General features: G+C 40.3%; 26 protein-coding genes. All 26 read left to right on the forward strand.

The genetic code is table 11. The annotated features are described in order from the left end of the window. The first annotated feature begins 1 nt into the window (after position 1). The 26 genes from ilvA (at position 2) to pgeF (ending at position 21,786) form a co-directional block, all read left to right on the forward strand. Positions 2-1,228, forward strand: a complete 1,227-nt coding sequence (gene ilvA / locus T541_RS0102005; protein ID WP_026651112.1) for a threonine ammonia-lyase — start codon at positions 2-4, stop codon at positions 1,226-1,228. 2 nt (positions 1,229-1,230) lie between these two features. Then, on the forward strand, positions 1,231-2,109 hold the full coding sequence (locus T541_RS0102010; RefSeq protein ID WP_026651113.1) for a YitT family protein: 879 nt from the start codon (positions 1,231-1,233) through the stop codon (positions 2,107-2,109). A gap of 3 nt (positions 2,110-2,112) precedes the next feature. Next, positions 2,113-3,201, forward strand: coding sequence for a glycoside hydrolase family 25 protein (locus T541_RS20475; RefSeq protein WP_051538045.1), 1,089 nt, complete (start codon positions 2,113-2,115; stop codon positions 3,199-3,201). A 1-nt stretch (position 3,202) separates the two neighbouring features. Then, positions 3,203-4,042 (forward strand): AraC family transcriptional regulator, encoded by an 840-nt coding sequence (locus T541_RS0102020; RefSeq protein WP_034465721.1) that lies wholly within the window; start codon positions 3,203-3,205, stop codon positions 4,040-4,042. A gap of 76 nt (positions 4,043-4,118) precedes the next feature. Next, entirely contained in the window at positions 4,119-4,466 is a 348-nt protein-coding gene (gene ylxM / locus T541_RS0102025) for a YlxM family DNA-binding protein (RefSeq protein WP_026651115.1), read from the forward strand. 3 nt (positions 4,467-4,469) lie between these two features. Further along, positions 4,470-5,846 carry a signal recognition particle protein gene (gene ffh / locus T541_RS0102030; RefSeq protein ID WP_026651116.1) on the forward strand — a complete coding sequence of 459 codons (1,377 nt, stop codon included), beginning with the start codon at positions 4,470-4,472 and terminating at the stop codon, positions 5,844-5,846. Positions 5,847-5,911: 65 nt separating this feature from the next. After that, positions 5,912-6,157 (forward strand): 30S ribosomal protein S16, encoded by a 246-nt coding sequence (rpsP, locus tag T541_RS0102035; protein ID WP_026651117.1) that lies wholly within the window; start codon positions 5,912-5,914, stop codon positions 6,155-6,157. A 36-nt stretch (positions 6,158-6,193) separates the two neighbouring features. After that, complete coding sequence (locus tag T541_RS0102040; protein WP_026651118.1) at positions 6,194-6,421, forward strand: KH domain-containing protein; 228 nt, start codon at positions 6,194-6,196, stop codon at positions 6,419-6,421. A gap of 91 nt (positions 6,422-6,512) precedes the next feature. Continuing rightward, positions 6,513-7,262: a tRNA (guanosine(37)-N1)-methyltransferase TrmD gene (gene trmD / locus T541_RS0102045; RefSeq protein WP_026651119.1), complete on the forward strand. Its 750-nt coding sequence runs from the start codon at positions 6,513-6,515 to the stop codon at positions 7,260-7,262. Continuing rightward, positions 7,259-7,771: a ribosome maturation factor RimM gene (gene rimM, locus T541_RS0102050; RefSeq protein ID WP_026651120.1), complete on the forward strand. Its 513-nt coding sequence runs from the start codon at positions 7,259-7,261 to the stop codon at positions 7,769-7,771. The genes trmD and rimM overlap by 4 nt, the downstream gene beginning before the upstream one ends. Positions 7,772-7,897: 126 nt before the next feature. Then, complete coding sequence (gene udp / locus T541_RS0102055) at positions 7,898-8,674, forward strand: uridine phosphorylase (protein WP_197025107.1); 777 nt, start codon at positions 7,898-7,900, stop codon at positions 8,672-8,674. Between the two features lie 48 nt (positions 8,675-8,722). Continuing rightward, on the forward strand, positions 8,723-9,952 hold the full coding sequence (locus T541_RS0102060) for a BMP family lipoprotein (protein WP_026651122.1): 1,230 nt from the start codon (positions 8,723-8,725) through the stop codon (positions 9,950-9,952). Positions 9,953-10,081: 129 nt separating this feature from the next. Further along, positions 10,082-11,593 carry an ABC transporter ATP-binding protein gene (locus tag T541_RS0102065; protein WP_026651123.1) on the forward strand — a complete coding sequence of 504 codons (1,512 nt, stop codon included), beginning with the start codon at positions 10,082-10,084 and terminating at the stop codon, positions 11,591-11,593. Continuing rightward, positions 11,593-12,771: an ABC transporter permease gene (locus T541_RS18570; RefSeq protein WP_034465726.1), complete on the forward strand. Its 1,179-nt coding sequence runs from the start codon at positions 11,593-11,595 to the stop codon at positions 12,769-12,771. Before T541_RS0102065 ends, T541_RS18570 begins: the two co-directional genes overlap by 1 nt. Beyond that, a complete protein-coding gene (locus T541_RS0102075) occupies positions 12,768-13,709 on the forward strand; it encodes an ABC transporter permease (RefSeq protein WP_026651124.1) in 942 nt (313 codons plus the stop codon). Before T541_RS18570 ends, T541_RS0102075 begins: the two co-directional genes overlap by 4 nt. Before the next feature lie 6 nt (positions 13,710-13,715). Continuing rightward, positions 13,716-14,138 carry a cytidine deaminase gene (locus T541_RS0102080; protein WP_026651125.1) on the forward strand — a complete coding sequence of 141 codons (423 nt, stop codon included), beginning with the start codon at positions 13,716-13,718 and terminating at the stop codon, positions 14,136-14,138. 105 nt (positions 14,139-14,243) lie between these two features. After that, on the forward strand, positions 14,244-14,594 hold the full coding sequence (gene rplS, locus T541_RS0102085) for a 50S ribosomal protein L19 (protein ID WP_026487880.1): 351 nt from the start codon (positions 14,244-14,246) through the stop codon (positions 14,592-14,594). Between the two features lie 75 nt (positions 14,595-14,669). Next, a complete protein-coding gene (gene lepB / locus T541_RS0102090) occupies positions 14,670-15,227 on the forward strand; it encodes a signal peptidase I (protein WP_026651126.1) in 558 nt (185 codons plus the stop codon). Beyond that, positions 15,224-16,099: a ribosome biogenesis GTPase YlqF gene (ylqF, locus tag T541_RS0102095; RefSeq protein WP_026651127.1), complete on the forward strand. Its 876-nt coding sequence runs from the start codon at positions 15,224-15,226 to the stop codon at positions 16,097-16,099. Before lepB (T541_RS0102090) ends, ylqF begins: the two co-directional genes overlap by 4 nt. Before the next feature lie 27 nt (positions 16,100-16,126). Next, on the forward strand, positions 16,127-16,660 hold the full coding sequence (gene lepB, locus T541_RS0102100; RefSeq protein ID WP_026651128.1) for a signal peptidase I: 534 nt from the start codon (positions 16,127-16,129) through the stop codon (positions 16,658-16,660). Continuing rightward, positions 16,660-17,421 (forward strand): ribonuclease HII, encoded by a 762-nt coding sequence (locus tag T541_RS0102105; RefSeq protein WP_026651129.1) that lies wholly within the window; start codon positions 16,660-16,662, stop codon positions 17,419-17,421. Before lepB (T541_RS0102100) ends, T541_RS0102105 begins: the two co-directional genes overlap by 1 nt. Beyond that, positions 17,418-19,154: a flagellar hook-length control protein FliK gene (locus tag T541_RS0102110; protein ID WP_026651130.1), complete on the forward strand. Its 1,737-nt coding sequence runs from the start codon at positions 17,418-17,420 to the stop codon at positions 19,152-19,154. The genes T541_RS0102105 and T541_RS0102110 overlap by 4 nt, the downstream gene beginning before the upstream one ends. Positions 19,155-19,195: 41 nt before the next feature. Continuing rightward, positions 19,196-19,489, forward strand: a complete 294-nt coding sequence (locus T541_RS0102115; RefSeq protein WP_026651131.1) for an EscU/YscU/HrcU family type III secretion system export apparatus switch protein — start codon at positions 19,196-19,198, stop codon at positions 19,487-19,489. 20 nt (positions 19,490-19,509) lie between these two features. Further along, complete coding sequence (locus T541_RS20480; protein WP_051538046.1) at positions 19,510-20,478, forward strand: DUF805 domain-containing protein; 969 nt, start codon at positions 19,510-19,512, stop codon at positions 20,476-20,478. Positions 20,479-20,481: 3 nt separating this feature from the next. After that, positions 20,482-20,844 (forward strand): YraN family protein, encoded by a 363-nt coding sequence (locus tag T541_RS0102125; protein ID WP_026651132.1) that lies wholly within the window; start codon positions 20,482-20,484, stop codon positions 20,842-20,844. Between the two features lie 75 nt (positions 20,845-20,919). Then, positions 20,920-21,786 carry a peptidoglycan editing factor PgeF gene (gene pgeF / locus T541_RS0102130; protein WP_026651133.1) on the forward strand — a complete coding sequence of 289 codons (867 nt, stop codon included), beginning with the start codon at positions 20,920-20,922 and terminating at the stop codon, positions 21,784-21,786. Positions 21,787-21,891 lie beyond the last annotated feature (105 nt).

Raw genomic sequence — 21,891 nt, forward strand, 5'->3', positions numbered from 1 at the left:
TATGTCAGATGCAGAGAAGATGACTCTTGCCAAATTTGAAGAGGCATATGAGGATGTAAAAAAGGTTACGCTTGATACTAAGCTTATTTACAGCGATTATTGGAGCAATACCACAGGTAATAAGGTTTATCTCAAGCCTGAGAATCTCCAGAGAACAGGAGCTTATAAGGTAAGAGGCGCTTATTACAAGATTACAACTCTTTCAGATGAGGAGCGCAAAAAGGGACTGATTACTGCATCAGCTGGTAACCATGCTCAGGGCGTTGCCTATGCTGCCAAGTGCTACGGCGTTAAGGCAACTATCGTAATGCCTACATCAACTCCACTTATTAAGGTTAATAGAACAAAGGCGCTTGGAGCTGAGGTTGTTCTTCACGGTAATGTTTATGATGAGGCCTATGAGAAGGCTTTAGAGCTTGCTAATGAGCATGGCTATACACTTGTTCACCCATTTGATGATCTGGATGTTGCTACAGGTCAGGGAACTATTGCAATGGAGATCATCAAAGAGCTTCCTACAGTAGACTATATCCTTGTTCCAATTGGAGGAGGCGGACTTGCTACTGGTGTTTCAACACTGGCCAAGCTCCTTAATCCTAAGATCAAGGTTATAGGTGTTGAGCCTGCTGGAGCTAACTGTATGCAGGAGTCAATCAAGGCGGGACATGTTGTAACACTTCCTACAGTTAATACCATTGCTGACGGAACTGCAGTAAAGACTCCTGGTGAGCATATTTTCCCTTATATCAGCAAGAATATAGATGATATAATTACAGTACCGGATGAAGATCTTGTTGTATCCTTCCTTGATATGGTTGAGAATCACAAGATGGTTGTTGAGAATTCCGGACTTCTGTCAGTTGCAGCACTTAAGCAGCTGGATGTTAAGGATAAAAAGATTGCCTGTGTTCTTTCTGGCGGTAACATGGATATTATCACCATGTCATCAGTAGTTCAGCAGGGTCTTATCATGAGAGACAGAATCTTTACTGTTTCTGTTCTTCTTCCTGATAAGCCAGGCGAGCTTTCAAGAGTATCAGGAGTAATCGCTGATGTTAAAGGTAATGTGATCAAACTTGAGCACAACCAGTTCGTTTCTATCAACAGAAATGCAGCTGTTGAGCTTAGAATCACTCTTGAGGCCTTTGGCACAGAGCATAAGGAGCAGATTATCAGCGCTCTTAATGAAAACGGCTATAAGCCAAGAATTGTAAGGACAAATATTTAAAAATGGAATCAAAAAAAGTTAGCGCCAAGAAGAGATTAAAAGAGTATGTGATCATTACGTTTGCAGCGTCATTATATGGCTTTGCAACTGCTATACTCATTGATCCTAACAACATAGCACCTGGTGGAATTACAGGTCTTGCTATTGCTTTAAACAGACTTATTCCAATCAATACTGGTACCTGGTTCATGCTTATGAACGTTCCACTTCTTATTTTGGCAGTATGGAAGTTTGGTATCAGATTTACGATTTCTACTATTTATGCAACTACGATCATAGGCTGGGCCACCAATCTTACTGATCAGTACCTTGGAGCCTATGTTATTCAGGATAAGATCCTTGGCGTAACTATAGGTAGTGCTGTCACAGCGCTTGCTATGGGACTTGTGTTCAAGTGTCATGCCACATCAGGTGGAACGGATATTATCATTAAGCTTTTGAGAATCAAGTATCCACATATCAAGACTGGTATGCTCTATATTCTGACTGATGTGTTTGTACTTATTTTTGCAGGTATCGTATTCCGTGACGTTGCTGCAGCTTTGTATTCATTTATTTCAGTAATGGTTACATCTCTTACCTTAGACTTTGTGTTATATGGTCGTGATGGTGCTAAGCTTATATATATTATTTCTGATCATCCGGATATCATTACAGCAAGACTTCTTGAGGAGCTTGATATCGGTGCAACCCATGTGTTTGCTCAGGGTGCATACAGTGGTGAGAAGAAAAAGGTTATTATGTGTGCCATCAAGAAGAGACTGTCACCTCTTGCAGAGGAGATAGTAAGAGATGAAGATCCAAATGCATTTATGATTGTTACTAGCGCCAGTGAAATATTTGGTGAAGGATATAAGAGCTACTTTGATGAGAGAATGTAAACTATGAAAAATACTTCCCAGGATATTAAAGAACGCAGGGGCATTAGAAATGCCCACAACATCATATCTATTATCTTTTTAAGTCTTGTTGCTCTTTTGGCTCTTTCTTTTAGCGTAATACTTCTTATCAAGAACGCTACGCTTCAAAGAGAAGAAGATGCCGTAAGAAGTCAGCTTGAAGCTCTTGAGTCAGAAGGCTACTATACTGAGACTCAGGCCAAGAAGCTTGTTGAAGAGGCTACGCAGGAAGGTATGGATATTGAAGCTCAGTCCATAAGGGATTCTATCCAGCAAAAGCTTGAGGCTGGAGAAGGCACAACTGCTACAATCAGATCTCTTTTCCCAGATCAGCTTGTGGTGGCTAATGCTGGCAGATATTATTTCTTCCCAATTAGAGATGATATTGACCATCATCCATTTGGTCCTGAGGACTTCGAGTTTAATGAAAAGGGCTTTCTTGAGTATGTAGGTAATAGCACTGCCTACAACTTTAAGACTGGTGTTGACGTTTCCAGATTCCAGGGCAAGATTGACTGGGCTAAGGTGGCTGCTGACGGAATTGATTTTGCTTTCGTTAGAGTAGGTCTTCGTGGAACTACAGAGGGTAAGCTTCTTGAGGATGATTACTATGAGGATAATCTCAAGGGCGCCACAGAGAATGGTCTTGATGTAGGTGTTTATTTCTATTCTCAGGCTATCAATGAGGAAGAGGCTTTAGAGGAAGCCCAGATGGTGCTTGATCTTATCGAGCCATATGATATTAAATATCCTGTGGTTATCGATGTGGAGAGCGCTGAGTCTGATTCAGCAAGAACCAATAATATGACCACAGATGAGTATGAGGCTGTTGTTAAGGTGTTCTGCGAGACAGTTAAGAACGCAGGCTATACACCTATGGTCTATGGTAACGTTAAGTCCTATACGCTTCTTATGGATGCTTATGATGTTGATGATTACGACATCTGGATTGCTTATTACGGAACACCTCTTTATTATCCATATCATTTTAATGTATGGCAGTACACATCAACAGGAACTGTAAATGGTATCGACGGTAACGTTGATCTTAACATATGCATGACTGATTATTGATATGAACAGATTAGAAGATTACGAACAGAAGGGTTATCTTAACGAGGATTTCAGGCTCTTTCACATAAGTGACAAGAATAGCATTGATGTTCCTTATCATTATCATGATTTTCACAAGATAATCCTGATTCTGTCAGGTGATGTTAAATATATAATCGAAGGGCGCGAGTATCAGCTTATGCCCTTCGATTTTGTGCTTGTAAACAGGTTTTCTATACATAAGCCTATAGCCACCGCCGGTAAAGAGAATTATGAGAGAATGATTCTTTATCTTAGCGATGATTTTCTTTCTAAGTATGGCCTTTTGGATTGCTTCAATAAGGCAAAAGAGCTGGAGAGCTTTGTGGTCAGGTTCCCTGGAGATGTCAGTGCCACGATCTTTAATGAGTTTAAGCTCATTGAGGAGGATATAAGAAGGCAGGATGAGGAATATGCCGGAGAACTGTCGGTAAGACTGGACGTCCTTAATTTTCTTATTTCTTTTAACAAGGCATGTATCAAAGAAGATTTTGGATTTAAGCCGGAGGCCAGGTACAATCGAAAAGTTATAGATATCATCGCCTATATCACAGATAACCTTAATAAAGATCTGTCTATAGATTATTTGGCGGACAGCTTCTATATGAGCAAATATCATATGATGAGAATATTCAAAAATGAGACTGGATATTCGATTCATCAATATATTTCTGAAAAGAGAATTCTAAAGGCGAGAAGTCTTATCATTGCAGGAATGCCAGCTACTTCAGCCTGCATAGAATGTGGCTTTAAGGACTATTCCTCTTTTAGCAGAGCCTTTAAAAATCAATTGGGAGTACTTCCTTCAGAGGTGAAAATATAAGTGTCAAGAAAAAATACTTGACACTTATATTATTTTTGTCTATTATATCCTTTGTGCACTGTAGAAAGAGGTATTTATGGAGAAAATCGTAGAGCAGGGCTTGTTGTATGATTTTTATGGCGAGCTTCTTACCAAGCATCAAAAGGATATATATGAAGCTGCCGTCTATAATGACATGTCTCTTACAGAGATTGCTGATGAACATGGTATCAGCAAGCAGGGAGTACATGATCTGATAAAGAGATGTACCGGTACATTAAAGGGCTATGAGGATAAGCTCCACATGATCAGAAGGTTTGAAGCCATCAGAAGTGATGCCAAGGAGCTTGAGAAGTTATCCAACAATAGTGATGATCTTTCTTATGAGGAATTCAGACAGAGAATCAAGGATATTTCAGATAAGATTTTAGAGGAGCTTACATAATACATGGCATTTGAAAGTCTTACAGACAAATTACAAAATGTATTTAAGTCTCTTAGATCCAAGGGCCGCCTTACAGAGGAAGATGTTAAGGCTGCACTCAAGGAAGTTAAGATGGCTTTACTTGAGGCTGATGTAAGCTTTAAGGTAGTTAAGCAGTTCATTTCTTCTGTACAGGAAAGAGCAGTTGGCGAGGACGTGTTAAATGGTCTTAATCCTGCTCAGATGGTTATCAAGATCGTTAATGAAGAGATGACAGCTCTTATGGGCTCTGAGACAACAGAGATTGAACTTCAGCCCGGTAAGAGCAAGACAGTTATTATGATGTGTGGTCTCCAGGGTGCTGGTAAGACTACTACAGCAGCTAAGCTTGCTGGTAAGTTTAAGATCAAGGGCAAGAAGCCACTTCTTGTTGCCTGCGATATTTACAGGCCTGCTGCTATTGATCAGTTGGAGATCAATGCTAAGAAGCAGGAGGTTGACTTTTTCTCAATGGGCACAGATGTTAGCCCAGTAGAGATTGCTAAGGCTGGACTCGAGTATGCTGATAAGAACGGAAATCTTGTGGTTTTCCTTGATACAGCAGGTCGTTTACAGATAGATGAAGAGATGATGAAGGAGCTGTGTGATATTAAGGAAGCAGTTACCGTTCATCAGACCCTCCTTGTGGTTGATGCTATGACAGGTCAGGATGCTGTTAATGTGGCATCCGAGTTTAATGACAAGGTCGGCATTGACGGAATCATCCTTTCTAAGATGGATGGTGATTCACGAGGTGGTGCAGCTCTTTCAACCAAGGCTGTAACTGGTAAGCCTATCCTCTATGTAGGTATGGGTGAGAAGTTATCTGACTTAGAGCAGTTCTATCCAGATAGAATGGCCAGCAGAATCCTTGGAATGGGAGATGTGCTTAGTCTCATCGATAAGGCTGTAGAAGCCAATGCTCAGAGAGATGAGGAAAAAGATCGAGAGATGGCCCAGAAGATGAAGAAGGGCAAGATCGATTTTGAGATGTATCTCGAGAGTATGAAACAGATGAGAAACATGGGCGGACTTTCATCCATTATGAGTATGCTTCCTGGAATGGGCAAGATCAGTGATGATCAGCTCCCTGATGAGAAGCAGCTTGCAAGAATGGAAGCGATAGTTCTTTCTATGACTCCAGAGGAGAGACAGAATCCTAAGCTGATGTCTCCTCAGAGAAAATTTAGAATCGCCAAGGGATCAGGCAATGACATTGCAGAAGTTAACCGCTTTATCAAGCAGTTTGAACAGATGCAGAAGATGATGAAGAAGATGCCAGGTCTCATGGGAGGAAAGAGAGGCGGCTTTGGTAAGTTTGGCGGCTTCGGTGGATTCCCAGGCGGTGGTAAGTTCTTTTAATTTTGATATGTATTGTTTATGCATATAGATAACAATTATTATTTATAAAAAAGGAGAAATTTAAAATGGCAGTTAAGATCAGATTAAAGAGAATTGGTAAGAAGAAGGTTCCTTTCTACAGAATCATCGTTTCTGATTCAAAGTTCCCTGTACAGGGTAAGTTCATCGAGGAGATCGGTACATACGATCCTAACACAGATCCTAGCACAGTTAAGGTTGATGAGGAGCTTGCTAAGAAGTGGATCGCTAACGGAGCTCAGCCTACAGAGTCTGTTGCTAAGTTATTCAGACAGGCCGGCATCACAAAATAATTCATTTTTTGAATAAAAAATGCCGGAGGTTGACCAATGAAAGAATTAGTTGAAGTAATCGCAAGAGCCCTCGTGGATAATCCGGATGAAGTTGTTGTATCTGAAAAATCAGATGGGCGCAATATTATGATCGAGCTTCATGTTGCACCTTCAGACATGGGCAAAGTTATTGGTAAGCAGGGTCGTATTGCTAAGGCAATCCGTGCTGTAGTTAAGGCTGCTTCCACAAGAGAAAATATCAAGGTTGATGTTGAAATTGTCTAATTAACAATTTATAAGCCGAATAAGGCAATACGCTTTATTCGGCTACTTTTGTAATGACATAGAATTATGTCTATTTTTGGATGAAGAGATTATGGATTTTCATGTAATGACATTGTTCCCTGAAATGATTCTTTCAGGATTAAAGGAAAGTATAACTGGCAGAGCAGAAGAAAAGGGATATATTTCTTTTGACGTGGTTAATATCAGGGACTATTCAGCTGACAATAAACACCATAAGGTGGATGATTATACATATGGCGGCGGAGCTGGTATGCTTATGCAGGCTCAGCCTATTTATGACTGTTATAAGTCTATTGAAGAGAGAATTCTTGAAAAGGGCAATAAGAAGCCAAGAGTTATATATGTAACTCCTCAGGGCAGCGTTTTTAATCAGGGCATAGCTGCTGATCTTGCCAAGGAAGATGATCTTGTCTTTTTGTGTGGCCACTATGAAGGCGTGGATGAAAGAGTTCTTGAGACTATAGTTACAGATTATATTTCAATTGGAGATTATGTCCTTACAGGCGGGGAGCTTCCTGCCATGGTAATGATAGATGCTATCTCACGTCTGGTTAAGGGAGTTCTTAACAACGAAGAGTCCGCCATGACCGAGAGTTTTGCCAATAATCTTCTGGAGTATCCTCAGTATTCAAGACCTGAGGAGTGGATGGGCATGAAGGTGCCTCCTATTCTTTTATCCGGAGATCACAAGAAGGTTGACGAATGGAGACTAGAACAGTCTATACTTAGAACTAAGGAGAGAAGACCTGATCTTTACGAGAAGTATATTCTTGAGAATCCTCCTAAGCCTGAGAAAAAGAAAAGAAGGAGAAAAGCATGACAGATAGATTTCAAGTAGGTGTTATAGCTTCTACCCACGGACTTCACGGTGAAGTTAATGTTTTTCCTACAACTGAGGATCCACAGAGATTTAAAAAGCTTAAAAAGGTGACTCTTCATACAAATCGCGGCGAAGAGATAGAGCTTGATGTTCAGAGTGCCAAGTTCTTTAAGAAGTTTGTTATTGTGAAGTTCAAGCAGTACGACAACATCAATGATGTTGAGAAGTTTAGAGGGTGTGAACTTACTATCGATAGAAAAGATGCCCTTAAGCTTGAAAAGGGAGAATATTACTGCGCAGATCTTATCGGCCTTAAGGTAGTTGATGAGGATGATAAAGAGCTTGGAACTATTTCTGATATTATTCAGACTGGTGCCAATGATGTCTACGAGATGGATAGAATAGACGGTGGGGAGAAGGTCTATATTCCAGCTATCAAAGACTGCGTTCTTAATATTGATGTAGAGGCTGGCAAGATTACAATTCACGTTATGGACGGGCTTTTGTAAGTTTTACATAAAAGAATAGCAGGACTTCCTATAGATTTACATAAAAAAGTAAGATGACTTTTTTGCTTATATGCTCTATAATCAAATATTAGAAATAATATTCGTTGAATTTTGTTGGTGGTTAATATGATCGATTATACTGAAGGGGCTGGATATCAGTACCATACTCATGTTAAAAAAGGTGATGTAGGACGTTACGTTCTTCTTACAGGAGATCCTGGAAGATGCGAATCTATATCACATTTCTTTGATGATCCCAAATTTATTTCTTATAACAGAGAATATAATACTTATACAGGAACCATTGATGGCGAGAAGGTAACAGTTATGTCTACCGGAATTGGCGGTCCATCAACTGCAATTGCAGTTGAAGAGCTTGTTAAGGCCGGCGCTGATACCTTTATTCGCATGGGCACATCTGGTGGTATGCAGCAGGATGTCATTGGTGGAGATGTAGTTATTGCATCCGGAGCCATTAGAGCAGAGGGCACTTCCAAGGAGTATGCTCCTATTGAATATCCTGCCGTTGCTACATTTGATGTTGTTAATGCCCTTGTAGACGGAGCTAAAGCTAATGGCGCCAAGTATCATGTTGGTGTAGTACAGTGTAAGGATTCTTTCTTTGGTCAGCACGAGCCAGAGACTAAGCCTGTAGGACCTGAGCTTTTGTATAAATGGGATGCATGGATTAAATGCGGAGCTTTATGCTCTGAAATGGAATCATCAACGCTCTTTATTGTTGGTAATTATTTAAGGGTTAGAACTGGTGCAATTCTCCTGGTTGTTGCTAACCAGGAAAGAGCTAAGGCTGGTCTTTCTAATCCGCAGGTTCACGATATGGATGTTGTGTATCGCACAACAATCCAGGCAGTTAAGAACCTGATAGCAATGGATAAAGCCTAAAGGGTTTTATTATATGTTGTTAAACATTCATAAAAACGGAGGGAAATTATGAAAAAGAAACTCATCGCAGTTTTAATGGCTGCAACTATGGTTTCATCACTTGTAGCTTGTGGACAGTCAGCTGAGCCTACAACAAGTGAGCCAACAGAACAGACAGAAGAGAAGACTGAAGAAAAGACAGAAGAAAAGACAGAAGGTGAAGAGACAACTGGGGATGCTGAGACAGCTGATGCTTCAGACATGAAGATCGCTATGATCACAGACTATGGTGATATCACAGACCAGTCTTTCAACCAGTCAACACACGAGGCTTGCACAGATTGGTCAGAAAAGAACAACGCTACATTCACATACTACAAGCCAGAAGACAACACAACAGCTGGTAGAGTAGCTATGATCGAGAAAGCTGTTGAAGATGGTTATAACGTAATCGTTATGCCTGGTTATGCTTTCGCTGAGGCTATTGTTGAGACTGTTGAGACATATCCTGATGTTAAGTTCGTTGCTCTTGATGTTTCTGAGTACGACCTTGCTACAGCAGCTGGTACAGACACATATTCACAGCCTAACCTCTTTAGTGCTATTTATCAGGAAGAGCTTCCTGGATACATGGCTGGTTATGCAGCTGTAAAGATGGGCTACACACAGCTCGGTTTCCTTGGCGGTATGGCAGTTCCTGCTGTTATCCGTTATGGTTACGGCTTTGTTCAGGGTGCTGATGATGCAGCAGCTGAGCTTGGCGTTGATGTAACAGTTAACTATGCTTATGGTAACCAGTTCTCAGGCGATCCTGATATCACAGCTGTTATGGATACATGGTATCAGAACGGAACAGAAGTAGTATTCGCTTGTGGTGGCGGAATCTGGACATCAGCTGCAGAGGCTGGTTCTAAGACAGGCGGCAAGGTTATCGGTGTAGACGTTGACCAGAAGGCTACAATCGATGGACAGTACGGCGATGGCATGACAGTTACTTCAGCTATGAAGGGACTTAAGGCTACAGTTAACACACTTCTTTCAGCTATCAGAGATGGCGAGTGGGATAACTACGCTGGACAGATCTTAAACCTTGGTATCGTATCAGGTGATGATTTATCACTTAACTACGTAGGTCTTCCAGAGGATTCAACACTTTGGACAGAGGATTTCACAGTTGATGATTACAAGAAGCTTGTTGCTGATATGGCAAGCGGTGCTGTAACAGTATCTAATGATACATCAGCTGATGAGCCAACTGCTGAGAACATCAAGGTTGTTTTCCAGGGAAATATTAAGTAATCAATTTACTTTATAATTTCACAGGGACCGGCAGATTCATAGTCTACCGGTCCTTTTTACCATATAGATATGGAGTAATAATCGTTGGAGGAAAAGAAATTGGCAGAGAATACCCAGTATGCAATTGAGATGCTAAATATTACCAAACGCTTTCCTGGTATTGTAGCGAATGATAATGTTACTATTCAGCTCAAAAAGGGTGAAATTCATGCACTTCTTGGAGAAAATGGTGCAGGAAAATCTACGCTTATGAGTGTTCTTTTTGGCCTTTATCAGGCTGAAGAGGGTATTATCAAAAAGGACGGAAAGGAAGTAAAGATCAACAATCCTAATGATGCTAATGATCTTGGAATTGGTATGGTTCATCAGCATTTTAAGCTTGTTCAGTGCTTTACTGTTCTTGATAATATTATCCTTGGTGTGGAGACTACAAAGTGCGGTCTTCTTAAGAAAGACGAGGCTCGTAAGAAGGTTCTTGCTCTTTCTGAGAAATATGGACTTAAGGTTGATCCAGACGCCAAGATTGAGGATATCACTGTTGGTATGCAGCAGAGAACTGAGATTCTCAAGATGCTTTATAGAGATAATGATATTCTTATTTTCGATGAGCCAACAGCGGTTCTTACTCCTGCAGAAATTGATGAGCTTATGGAAATTATGAAGAACCTTTCTAAAGAGGGTAAATCAATTTTGTTTATTTCTCATAAGCTTGCTGAGATCATGTCTGTAGCTGACAGATGCTCTGTTCTTAGAAGAGGTAAGTATATCGGTACTGTTGATATTGCAGATACTACTCAGGAAGAGCTTAGCCGAATGATGGTAGGACGTGACGTTCAGCTGGTTGCTTCCAAGGAAGATAAGACTCCAGGCGATGTTATTCTTCATGTGGAGAATATGACAGTTCCTTCCAAACTTCATAAGAATAATGCAGTTAAGAATGTTTCCTTCGATGTAAGAGCAGGCGAGATTGTATGTATTGCTGGTATTGATGGAAATGGTCAGACTGAGCTGGTTTACGGCTTATCAGGACTTGAAAATATTTCAAGCGGTAAGATCACTCTTAAGGGCAAGGATATTACAACTGCTTCTATCAGAGAGCGTTCTACCAGTGGAATGAGCCATATTCCAGAGGATAGACATAAGCACGGTCTTGTTCTTGATTACTCTTTGGCATATAACCTTGTGCTTCAGAGATATTTTGAACCAGAATTTAGCAATAAGGGCTTCCTTAAAAAGGATGCGATTCTTGACTATGCTAACAAGCTAATCGACAGATTTGATGTAAGATCTGGTCAGGGAGCTACAACAATAGCTAGAAGTATGTCAGGTGGTAATCAGCAGAAGGCAATTATTGCCAGAGAGCTTGATAAGAATCCGGATCTTCTTATTGCAGTTCAGCCTACACGTGGACTTGATGTAGGAGCCATCGAGTTTATTCACAAAGAACTTATTGCTCAGAGAGACGCTGGTCATGGAGTTTTACTTGTATCTCTCGAGCTTGAAGAAGTAATGAGTATTTCCGACAGAATCCTTGTTATGTACGAGGGTGAGATTGTTGGAGAATTCAATCCTAAAGAAGTTACAACAGAAGAGCTTGGTCTTTACATGGCTGGAGCCAAGAGAAAGGAGATTGGTGCATAATGAGCGCTAACAAAAACACAAATACACCTAAAAAGAGCTTTTTAGCGAATTCTGCAGTTCAATCATTCCTGGCTTCTATCGTTTGTATAGTAATTGGTCTTTTGATTGGATATATTGTTCTTCTTTTAATCAATAGTAAGGGAGCTAATGATGCAATTTTATCTATCCTGAAGAACTTCCTTAACTATTCATCACCAGCTACAGCTAAGAAGTACTTCGGTAATACACTGGTAAAGGCTGCGCCACTTCTTATGTGTGCCCTTTCTATTCAGTTCTGTTACCAGACAGGTCTTTTCAATATCGGTGCAGCTGGACAGTATGTAGCTGGAGCAGGAGCGTGCCTTTTCTGTGCACTTTCCTTTAAACTTCCTTGGTATCTCTGCCTTTTGGCTGCTATTATTGCCGGCGGAATTTTTGGTATCATTGTTGGTTTCCTTAAGGCTTACCTTAATGTTAATGAGGTTATTTCAGGAATCATGCTTAACTGGATGGGACTTTACTCAGTTAACATGCTTCTTGCTAAGGTTAAAGAGACAGCAAGCCCATATACAATGACACTTGCAAGCACTAACAAGGCTGCTATCATTCCTTCACTTGGACTTGAAAAGCTCTTTTCCAATAACAAGTATGTAACTATTGCAATTCCTCTTGCTCTTATCGTAGCTATCGTACTTAAGATTGTTCTTAGCAAGACTGTATTTGGTTATGAAATCAAAGCAACAGGTCTTTCTAAGGATGCTGCTAAGTACAGCGGAATGAAAGAAAAGAAAAATATCATCCTTACACTGTTTATTGGTGGCGCACTGGCTGGTGCAGGTGCAGCATTCCTTTACCTTACAGGCTATGAGCAGTGGGAGGTTACACAGTCATCAGTTCCTAGCATGGGATTCAATGGTATTGCTGCTACATTCCTTGGTGGTCTTGATCCTATCGGAACCATTTTTGCTTCATACTTTATTCAGCATATTACCAGTGGTGGAGCTCATCTTGATAAGCAGATATATCCTGCACAGATTGCAGATCTTATCTCTTCAATCATTATCTACCTCTGCGGATTTGCATTTATTGTTAAATTCATAGTTAACAGAAAGCTTAATGAGAAGGTTAGCAAATTAGGCTATCCACCAGAAAACAAAGACAATAAAGACGAAAACGAGGAAGGAGGTAAGAAAGAATGATACTTCTTCTTCAGTATACCTTATTATTTGCATCTGTTTTAACCCTGGTTGCTCTTGGCGGCTGCTTTTCAGAGCACTCCGGAGTAATCAACCTTGGTCTTGAGGGAATAATGGTTATGGGAGCATTGGGCGGAGCTCTTACTCTTAAATATATTTCTCCTTCAACTCCTAAGTTTTTGATCATTGTTTCAGTAATGCTTGTGGCTATTGCTGTTGGTATGGTTTATTCTATGCTTCTTGCATTTGCCTGCATTAACTTTAAGGCTGATCAGACACTTATTGGAACTGCCCTTAATATCCTGGCTACAGCACTTGCTTCTATTATTGCCAAGTCAATTAACGTAGCAGAGGATCCTAACAATGTATCTTCAACAGTACAGTATGTTGCAACCAAAAAGGCTCTTGTTGTTAATTTTGGTTCTTTCCAGTTTAACTGGTTTATGCTTGTGGCTGTACTTGCACTTATTGCATCTTATGTAGTACTTTATAAGACTAAATTTGGTCTTAGACTTATGGCCTGCGGTGAGCATCCACAGGCTGCAGATAGCGTTGGTATTAATGTTTATACAATGCGTTGGGCTGGCGTACTTATTTCAGGACTTTTGGCCGGACTTGGTGGTATCGTATATATCACAGCCGGTGTTGGAGAGTGGAAATTTGAAAATGGTGTAGCAGGCTTTGGTTTCCTTGCTCTGGCTGTTATGATCTTTGGTCAGTGGAAGCCAGTTAATATTGGACTTGCAGCTCTTTTATTCGGATTCTTCAGAGCTCTTTCCAATGTATATTCAGGATTTGATTTCCTGACCACGCTTAATATTCCTGGTTCAGTCTACAACATGATGCCTTACATTATTTCACTTATAGTTCTTGCATTTACATCAGCTAATTCAAGAGCTCCTAAGGCTGAAGGAATTCCATACGATAAGGGATCAAGGTAATTTGTAATGGATGAGAGTTTAATTAAAGAGCTTATTAGAAAAGCACTGGATATGAGAGCTTTTTCTTATACTCCATATTCCAAGTTTAAGGTTGGAGCAGCGCTTCTTGCTAAGAACGGTAAGATCTATACAGGCTGTAATATTGAGAATGCAGCATATACTCCAACAAACTGTGCCGAAAGAACTGCCTTTTTTAAGGCAGTATCTGAAGGAGTCAAGGAATTTAAAGCAATTGCTATTGTAGGAGGCCCAGAAGACGCCGCAGAGCTTGAGTTTTGCCCTCCATGTGGAGTGTGCAGACAGGTAATGAGCGAGTTCTGTGACAATGACTTCATTGTAATATGCGCTAAATCTGAAACTGAATATCGTAAGTATACTTTGCCTGAGAGTTTACCGGACAGATTTGGTCCAAATGATCTTTTGTCTTGACTTGTCACAAGGATATATGTTATATTAAAATGCGTTGTGATAATCAGACGGTCCTCTGTTACAGAATTTGTGTATTAAGAACGTCCCAGAGATAGGAGAAAAGATATGAGTACAATTATCGAAGAGCTCGAGAAAGAGCAGCTGAATGCTAACGCACCTCAGTTCAACACAGGTGACACAGTTAGAGTTCACGCTAAGATCAAGGAAGGAAACCGTGAGAGAGTTCAGGTTTTCGAGGGAACTGTTAAGAAGATTCAGGGCGGCAGCAACCGTACAACTTTCACAGTAAGAAAAGAGTCTTACGGTGTTGGCGTTGAGAAGACTTGGCCACTTCACTCACCTATCGTTGAGAAGGTAGAGGTTGTTAGAAGAGGTAAGGTTAGAAGAGCTAAGCTTAACTACCTTAAGGGTCTTACAGGTAAGAAGGCTAAGGTTAAGGAACTTGTTACCAGATAATTTGTTTTTAAAAGAGGCAGTTACTTTTTAGTAATTGCCTCTTTTTCTCTAAATAAAGCTTTTGGTGGAGGGGCCATGTTTCGCAGAAGAAAGAGATACACATTTTATCAAAAGAAAAAGAGAATTACATCTAAACTTGTCAGAGAAATAATGTCATGGGCATTTGTGACTGTGCTTGCTATTTTTCTGGCATTTGTTTTCGTTACATCCTTTGGAATGCAGGTGAAGGTTATCGGTGATTCTATGGAGCCTTCTTATTCCAATGGACAGAGTGTACTGGTCAATAGACTGGTCTATAAGATTGGAGGACCATCTAAGGGGGATGTGATAGTTTTTTTACCAAATGGTAATACTAATTCACATTATTATGTTAAGAGAGTTGTGGCAGAGCCTGGTGATACTGTCCAGATCATAGATGGATCATTGTATGTAAATGGAACATTAGCCGACGATGATAACGCAAACTATGATAAAATGGAAGATGCAGGGATAGCTGTCAATGAAATAAAGCTTGGTAGCGGTGAGTACTTTGTACTTGGTGATAACAGAAACAGTAGTGAGGATTCCAGAAGCGCCAATATTGGAATTATCACTACCAAGATGATGATAGGTAAGGTTTGGTATAAATTATGAATTTTCAGTGGTACCCAGGTCATATGACCAAAGCGATAAGAATGATGCAGGAGAACATCAAGCTGATCGACATTATAATCGAGCTGACTGATGCCAGAATTCCAGCATCAGGACGTAACCCTGATATAGATGAGCTTGGTAAGAATAAGTTCAGACTTATTGTGCTTAATAAGGCTGATCTTGCTGATCCTTCAGTTACCAAGAAGTGGCATGAGTATTACAAGAATCAGGGCTATTTTGTCTGCGAGATGAATTCTAAGACAGGTAATGAGGCTGGAAAGGTTAAAGACCTTGTTCAGAGTGCCTGTGCTGAAAAGATTGAAAAGGATAAAAAGAGAGGAATCGTTGGAAGACCTATCAGAGCCATGGTTGCAGGTATCCCTAACGTTGGTAAGTCCACATTTATCAATAAGCTTGCTGGAAAGGCTTCTGCCAAGACAGGTAATAAGCCTGGTGTTACTAAGGGTAAACAGTGGATCGCCCTTTCTAAGAACATGCAGTTACTAGATACTCCTGGTATTCTTTGGCCTAAATTTGAGGATGAAACAGTTGGTCTTCATCTTGCACTTATTGGATCTATGAATGATGAGAATCTTGATCAGACAGAGCTTGCCTGCGAACTTATCAAGATTCTTAAAATTGATTATCCAAATGCTATTTTAGAGAAGTATAATATAACTAACGAACAGCTTCAGGAGCTGGCAGAGGAGCAGTATGCTACTGAGCTTAGTGCTTACCTTTCTGCTATTGCCCTTAATAGAAAGTGCTTTAAACAAGGCGGTGTTCCTGATATTGATAGGGCTGCAGCATTACTTCTTGATGATTTTAGAAATGGAAGATTGGGGAAGCTTTCATTAGAAAGACCAAATTAAAGCACCTGGTGCGGAAATGGGTAAAACATGAAAAAAGTATTGAAGGAAATATTTAACACTATAGTATATCTGGCATGTATCTTCGTGCTTACATTTCTTTTTATTACGTTTATAGCTCAGCGTACGGAGGTTAGTGGCTCTTCTATGGAGCCAACCCTTCATAACGAGGATTCTCTTTTAGTAGATAAATTATCCTACAGATTTTCAGATCCCAAGCGATTTGATATAGTTATTTTCCCATACAAATACGGCAATAAGCAGTATTTCATCAAGCGTGTCATCGGTCTTCCTGGAGAGACAGTAAGGATCGATGAAAGCGGTAATATTTATATCAATGGTCAGGTTCTTAGTGAGAATTATGGCGCAGAGGTCATTCTTGAACCTGGTAGAGCCATAGAAGAGATCACTTTGGGCGAGGATGAATACTTCGTTATGGGTGATAACAGAAACCACAGTATGGACAGTAGAGATCCTTCTGTAGGTAATGTTCAGAAAGAAGACATCATAGGTAAGGCATTTATTCGCATATTCCCCTTTGACAGTTTTGGAGGCATCAGATAATGGAAAGCATAGCATTTATTAAGGAAAGACTGGAAGAGGCAGTTAAAGTCAATAATTTCGAGGCTTTTATCAGGGAATATCAGGAAGATCAAAGAGCGGGTGTTCAGAAGCTTATAGCTACTGCCGCCAAAAAGCATGAAGCTCTTTTAAAAGAAAAAGAGCGTATCGAAACAATGAAGAAATATGAGAAGGAGTACGGCGATCTGGGACTCCTTTGCGGTATCGATGAGGTTGGAAGAGGTCCTTTAGCAGGACCTGTCTATGCAGCGGCAGTTATACTTCCCAAGGACTGCGATATCCTATATCTAAATGATTCTAAGAAATTATCCGAAAAAAAGAGAGAAGAGCTTTATGATGTGATCATGGAAAAGGCTGTGGCTGTTGGAATTGGCCATTCTTCTCACACACGAATCGATGAGATAAATATACTTAATGCAACCTATGAAGCTATGGCAATGGCAGTTAATAGCCTCAGCGTTAAGCCTGATGGTCTTTTGATTGATGCGGTTCATATCCCGCTTCTTGAAGAGTACAAGCAGGTTTCAATAATTAAGGGAGACGCCAAGAGTGTATCCATCGCGGCTGCCAGTATTATTGCCAAGGTTACTCGAGACAGAGTTATGAAAGAACTGGATACTCAGTATCCTGAATACGGCTTCGCATCTAATAAAGGCTATGGAAGTGCTGATCACATAGCTGCAATCAAGAAATATGGCCCTTGTGAGATTCACAGAAGATCTTTTATAGGTAACTTCGTATGAGTGGTGTTGGAAACGTCTCACAATCAAATATGGTCCAGGTTGATGGCAGATACCTTGAAAGCTCCGGCAAAGAGCCGGTGGCAATTGAGCTTAAGAGGGGTTCTGTTATCAAAGGGACCATTATGTCCGTTTCCGACACTGAAGAGGGTAAAATAGCTAATATCAATATTGGGGATGCCGTGATTTCTGCTAAGCTTACAGATGGCATGGGGCTTAGAGAGGGGCAGACCCTGAGCTTTTCTATTAGAGGAACTTCAAGAAATGGAGTGACTCTTCTTCCGCTTTTGGAAAATACTTCCACTTTACAAAGTACAATTAAGGCCCTTAATGCTGCAGGCATTGAGGTTAATGATAAGAATATCCAGCTTGTAAAAGAGATGATGGAGCACAACCTTCCAATCGACAAAGACTCTTTACAGGATATGGCTAAGACTGCCAGTACATATGCTGATGCGGACATTACTACATTGGTTGAAATGAAAAGCCTTAATATTCCAATTAATGACAAAAACATCGTTCAGTATGAGAGCTACAAGAACTATGAGCATCAGGTTCTTGGGGAACTTGAGGAGGTTGTAGAGGAGCTTCCAAAGGCTCTTGATACTCTTATGGAAAATGGCGAAACTGCAAAAGCTGTAAATATCTATGGTTCTGTTCTTAAGATGGTTACTTCCGGCGAAGGCGCTGAAAAAGAAGCTGCGTTAGCTCTTGAAGCAGAGAATACTGAGCTGGTAAGTAAAGAACCTAATGAAGCAGCAAAGGGCGAAGCGGCGGCAAAAGAGGCCATTGATGATTCCAAGCAGGCACCTGAATCAGCTAAAGATAATGCCTTAAAACTTCTTCAAGAATTAAGTGAAGGAGAAAAGCTTAAAGAAGGCGTTCAGGATAAGGGACAGGGAGACAGCTCTTTTAACAACTCTATTAAAGAATTTGGTGATAAGCTTAGAAATGTAGGCTTTAGTGATAATGATATAAACAGCCTTATGGATAAAGCACAGCAGGGTAAGTTTTCAGAGACAGATCTTTTAAATGAGCTTAACAAAGCCTTTGAAAAGGCGGATCTATCTAATAAGAGCGAAGTTAATGCCTGGAAGAATGTCTTTTCCGATGATACCTTTAAAAACCTCTTAAAGGATAAGATTTCCTCCCAGTGGCTTATAAAGCCAGAGGATGTCACAGAGAAGGAGAATGTTGATCATCTCTATCAGAGGATCAATAATCAGGTAAAAAATCTGTCTAATATGATCCAGGAAAGTGGACTGGCCGGGACCAAGGTTTCTCAGGCGGTTAATAATCTTCAGAACAACCTGGATTTCATGAATCAGATAAATCAGATGTTCCAGTATGTACAGCTTCCGCTAATGATGGCTGGACAGAACACCCACGGCGATCTATACGTTTATCGCAATAAGAACAAGAAGATGAGTGAGGATGGTTCAGTTAGTGCGGTTCTTCACCTTGATATGGAGCATTTGGGACCTCTTGATGTATATGTTAAGATGCTGGATAAAAAGGTCACCACGAACTTTTATGTAGCAGATGACTCAATCCTTGATCTTATCAATGACAATATTGATATTCTCAACGAAAGGCTCAGTAAAAGAGGATACACTATGCAGGTTACCATGAAGCTTCTTGATGATTTTTCTTCAAAGGATGCAGCTGTAGATGAGATGTTTGATGTGACTAAAATGCCCATACTTTCTACCACATCCTTTGATGCCAGAGCATAAAAAGTATTTAACTTAACTTAATTTATTTAAAGAAGGTGTAGATGGATAGTAACAAACGTGATAAAATAAAAACCGCTGTGGCGCTTTCATATGATCCTAATGAAGATGGAGCGCCAAGGGTCATAGCTTCAGGAAAGGGAGTTTTGGCTGAGAAGATCATTGAACAGGCCAAGGAAAATGACATTCCCATTCATGAAGATGACAAGCTGGCCGACACTTTGTCCAGATTAGAGATAGGGGAGATGATTCCACCTGAGCTTTATGAGGTGGTTGCTGAGATTCTTGTATTTGTTGATGCTATGGACAAGATTAAGGCCAAGGATCGAAGCCGATAGATTTAAGGAGGAGTATTTAAATGAATTTTGGTCAGGCTATAAAGAGTTGTTTTTCTAATTATGCCAATTTTAAGGGGAGAGCCAGAAGATCTGAGTTTTGGTTTTTCTTTTTATTCTGTTATGTATGCTCATTAGCGCTTAATATGATAACCTCGTTTGCTACATCAGCAATGAGTATGCAATGGGTTGATTCCTATGGAGATTTCAATTTCTCAATTCTTGGTGTTTATGGAATCCAGTATCTGTTAGGACTTCTTCTTACACTTCCTCAGTACGCAGTAATGGTTAGAAGACTTCATGATACAGGTAGATCTGGTGCTCTTGCACTTGTTAAATTCATAATGGATGTTGCCATCATGGTTCTTGCAATCATTATGATCGTTAGCTGTTTCTCACTTGTTATTGCGACTGTAGCTAAGGGATATGACTACGAGCCAGATGATGCGGCTCTTGCGGGATTGGGATTCCTTATTATTATAATTATGCTGTTAGCTTTGGCAGCTCTTGTTATTGATATCATTCTTCTGATTTTCCTTTGTCAAGATTCTCAGTACTTTGATAATAAGTACGGTGAGTGCCCTAAGAAGATTATTATGGGATATGATCCAAGTGGAGCTCCAATTTATGGATACCCAACTTATGGTCAGTCATATGCATCTAACCCATATACAGCAGGTGGTTACAATCAGGTAAACAGACAGATGCAGGGCCAGCCAGTTTACCAGCAGCCAGTACAGCCAGTGTATCAGCAGCCAGTACAGCCAGCACAGCCAGTTTACCAGCAGCCAGTACAGCCAGCTCAGCCAGTTAATCAGACACCGGTTCAGCCAGCAGCACCTGCAGCTAATCCTAATGGCGGACAGTTCTCAGGCGTTAGTATTGAGAACATGACAAACGAAGATTCAATCAGTCCTGAAGCTAAGAAGGATCCAGAGGATCAGCACTTTGACAGCTCAGTATATCAGGATGATAACAGCCTTTGGAAGTAATATATGAACAAAAGAATATCCGGTTCTTTTTATGAGGATCTTGCCTGCGACTATATAGTTAAGAACAAGGGCAGGATTCTTGAAAGGAACTTTAGATTACGTCAGGGCGAGATTGATATTATTGCCCAGGACGAAGGCTATATTTGCTTTATAGAAGTTAAGTATAGGAAAGACAATAGATACGGCGGTCCTTTGGCCGCTGTATCATTTGCTAAGATAAGACAGATCTGTAAGATTTCTAGGTTTTACCTCTCTTTTCGGAATATCTCCGAAGATACACCCATTCGATACGATGTTATAGCTATTTCAAACGAAGAATCGGCTACAACGATAAGATGGATTAAAAACGCATTTGATTATTCATAAAAGCATTGGATATAATCATTTTATGGGCATTTGTGGCTCGTATTATGAACTGATATCAGATTGGAAGATAAGAATATGGACATAAACATTAAAAGAACTGGTCTTGAAAGAACCATGGAACTTAGAAACAAGGGAGAGCTTTATTATCTGGTTTTCCCAAGAATAGAAGAACTGGGAATAGTTGACCATCTGTTTAGTACAAGGCTTGGAGGCGTAAGTAAGGGCTATTATTCGACCTGTAACCTAAGCTATACAAGGGGTGATGACAAAGAGGCTGTGGATGAGAACTACAAGCGTATTTCAGAGGCTCTGGGCCACGGCAAAAAGCTTAATGACTTCGTATCTACCTTTCAGACCCACACCACCAACGTGAGGGTTGTAACTGAGGAAGATAGAGGAAAGGGCCCATATATTCAGAGAGATTATACAGACGTGGACGGACTTGTTACCAACGTGCCTGGAATTATCCTTTCCACCTTCCATGCAGATTGCCCGCCTGTATATTTCGTTGATCCTGTAAAAAGAGCTATCGGCTTATCCCACTCAGGCTGGAAGGGCACCAAGGGTCAGATTTCCAAGGTTACCATTGAAGCCATGACAAAGAATTATGGAACAGACCCCAAGGACCTTATCTGTGCCATTGGCCCATCAATATGTGGCCCCTGCTATGAAATAGGCAGTGATGTGGCAGATGAATTTAGCGAAAGCTACACAAGTAAAGAGCTTGAGGATAATAAGATACTTATCAAATATCCTGAGCATAAATACAGATTGTATCTTTGGAATGCTATTAAGCTATCTCTTGTAAAAAGCGGCGTAAAAGAAGAAAACATAATAGTAACTGACATATGTACCAGATGTAATCCAGAGCTTTTATTTTCTCATCGTATACATCATGAGAATCGCGGCAATCTTGCAGCATTTCTGGCTTTGAAGGAATAGTATGCGGATAAACGTCAATTTCTTAAGAAATCTTAAGAAATTTCGATGGTAAATCTTAAGATTTATTTGATTTAATAGTATTAGTGAATAGAATGTGAGGGAAAA

Origin of the sequence: Butyrivibrio proteoclasticus P6B7 (assembly GCF_000622085.1) — a bacterium.
Classification (GTDB): domain Bacteria; phylum Bacillota; class Clostridia; order Lachnospirales; family Lachnospiraceae; genus Butyrivibrio; species Butyrivibrio proteoclasticus_A.

Coding starts and splice junctions, on each gene's coding strand:
- T541_RS0102040 (WP_026651118.1), top strand. CDS start 6,194: ATGAAAGAATTAGTTGAAGTAATCGCAAGAGCCCTCGTGGATAATCCG.
- lepB (WP_026651126.1), top strand. CDS start 14,670: ATGTTTCGCAGAAGAAAGAGATACACATTTTATCAAAAGAAAAAGAGA.
- lepB (WP_026651128.1), top strand. CDS start 16,127: ATGAAAAAAGTATTGAAGGAAATATTTAACACTATAGTATATCTGGCA.
- T541_RS0102065 (WP_026651123.1), top strand. CDS start 10,082: ATGCTAAATATTACCAAACGCTTTCCTGGTATTGTAGCGAATGATAAT.
- ylqF (WP_026651127.1), top strand. CDS start 15,224: ATGAATTTTCAGTGGTACCCAGGTCATATGACCAAAGCGATAAGAATG.
- T541_RS0102105 (WP_026651129.1), top strand. CDS start 16,660: ATGGAAAGCATAGCATTTATTAAGGAAAGACTGGAAGAGGCAGTTAAA.
- T541_RS0102115 (WP_026651131.1), top strand. CDS start 19,196: ATGGATAGTAACAAACGTGATAAAATAAAAACCGCTGTGGCGCTTTCA.
- T541_RS18570 (WP_034465726.1), top strand. CDS start 11,593: ATGAGCGCTAACAAAAACACAAATACACCTAAAAAGAGCTTTTTAGCG.
- pgeF (WP_026651133.1), top strand. CDS start 20,920: ATGGACATAAACATTAAAAGAACTGGTCTTGAAAGAACCATGGAACTT.
- T541_RS0102060 (WP_026651122.1), top strand. CDS start 8,723: ATGAAAAAGAAACTCATCGCAGTTTTAATGGCTGCAACTATGGTTTCA.
- trmD (WP_026651119.1), top strand. CDS start 6,513: ATGGATTTTCATGTAATGACATTGTTCCCTGAAATGATTCTTTCAGGA.
- T541_RS0102080 (WP_026651125.1), top strand. CDS start 13,716: ATGGATGAGAGTTTAATTAAAGAGCTTATTAGAAAAGCACTGGATATG.
- rpsP (WP_026651117.1), top strand. CDS start 5,912: ATGGCAGTTAAGATCAGATTAAAGAGAATTGGTAAGAAGAAGGTTCCT.
- T541_RS20475 (WP_051538045.1), top strand. CDS start 2,113: ATGAAAAATACTTCCCAGGATATTAAAGAACGCAGGGGCATTAGAAAT.
- ilvA (WP_026651112.1), top strand. CDS start 2: ATGTCAGATGCAGAGAAGATGACTCTTGCCAAATTTGAAGAGGCATAT.
- ffh (WP_026651116.1), top strand. CDS start 4,470: ATGGCATTTGAAAGTCTTACAGACAAATTACAAAATGTATTTAAGTCT.
- rimM (WP_026651120.1), top strand. CDS start 7,259: ATGACAGATAGATTTCAAGTAGGTGTTATAGCTTCTACCCACGGACTT.
- T541_RS0102075 (WP_026651124.1), top strand. CDS start 12,768: ATGATACTTCTTCTTCAGTATACCTTATTATTTGCATCTGTTTTAACC.
- rplS (WP_026487880.1), top strand. CDS start 14,244: ATGAGTACAATTATCGAAGAGCTCGAGAAAGAGCAGCTGAATGCTAAC.
- udp (WP_197025107.1), top strand. CDS start 7,898: ATGATCGATTATACTGAAGGGGCTGGATATCAGTACCATACTCATGTT.
- T541_RS0102010 (WP_026651113.1), top strand. CDS start 1,231: ATGGAATCAAAAAAAGTTAGCGCCAAGAAGAGATTAAAAGAGTATGTG.
- T541_RS0102020 (WP_034465721.1), top strand. CDS start 3,203: ATGAACAGATTAGAAGATTACGAACAGAAGGGTTATCTTAACGAGGAT.
- T541_RS0102125 (WP_026651132.1), top strand. CDS start 20,482: ATGAACAAAAGAATATCCGGTTCTTTTTATGAGGATCTTGCCTGCGAC.
- ylxM (WP_026651115.1), top strand. CDS start 4,119: ATGGAGAAAATCGTAGAGCAGGGCTTGTTGTATGATTTTTATGGCGAG.
- T541_RS20480 (WP_051538046.1), top strand. CDS start 19,510: ATGAATTTTGGTCAGGCTATAAAGAGTTGTTTTTCTAATTATGCCAAT.
- T541_RS0102110 (WP_026651130.1), top strand. CDS start 17,418: ATGAGTGGTGTTGGAAACGTCTCACAATCAAATATGGTCCAGGTTGAT.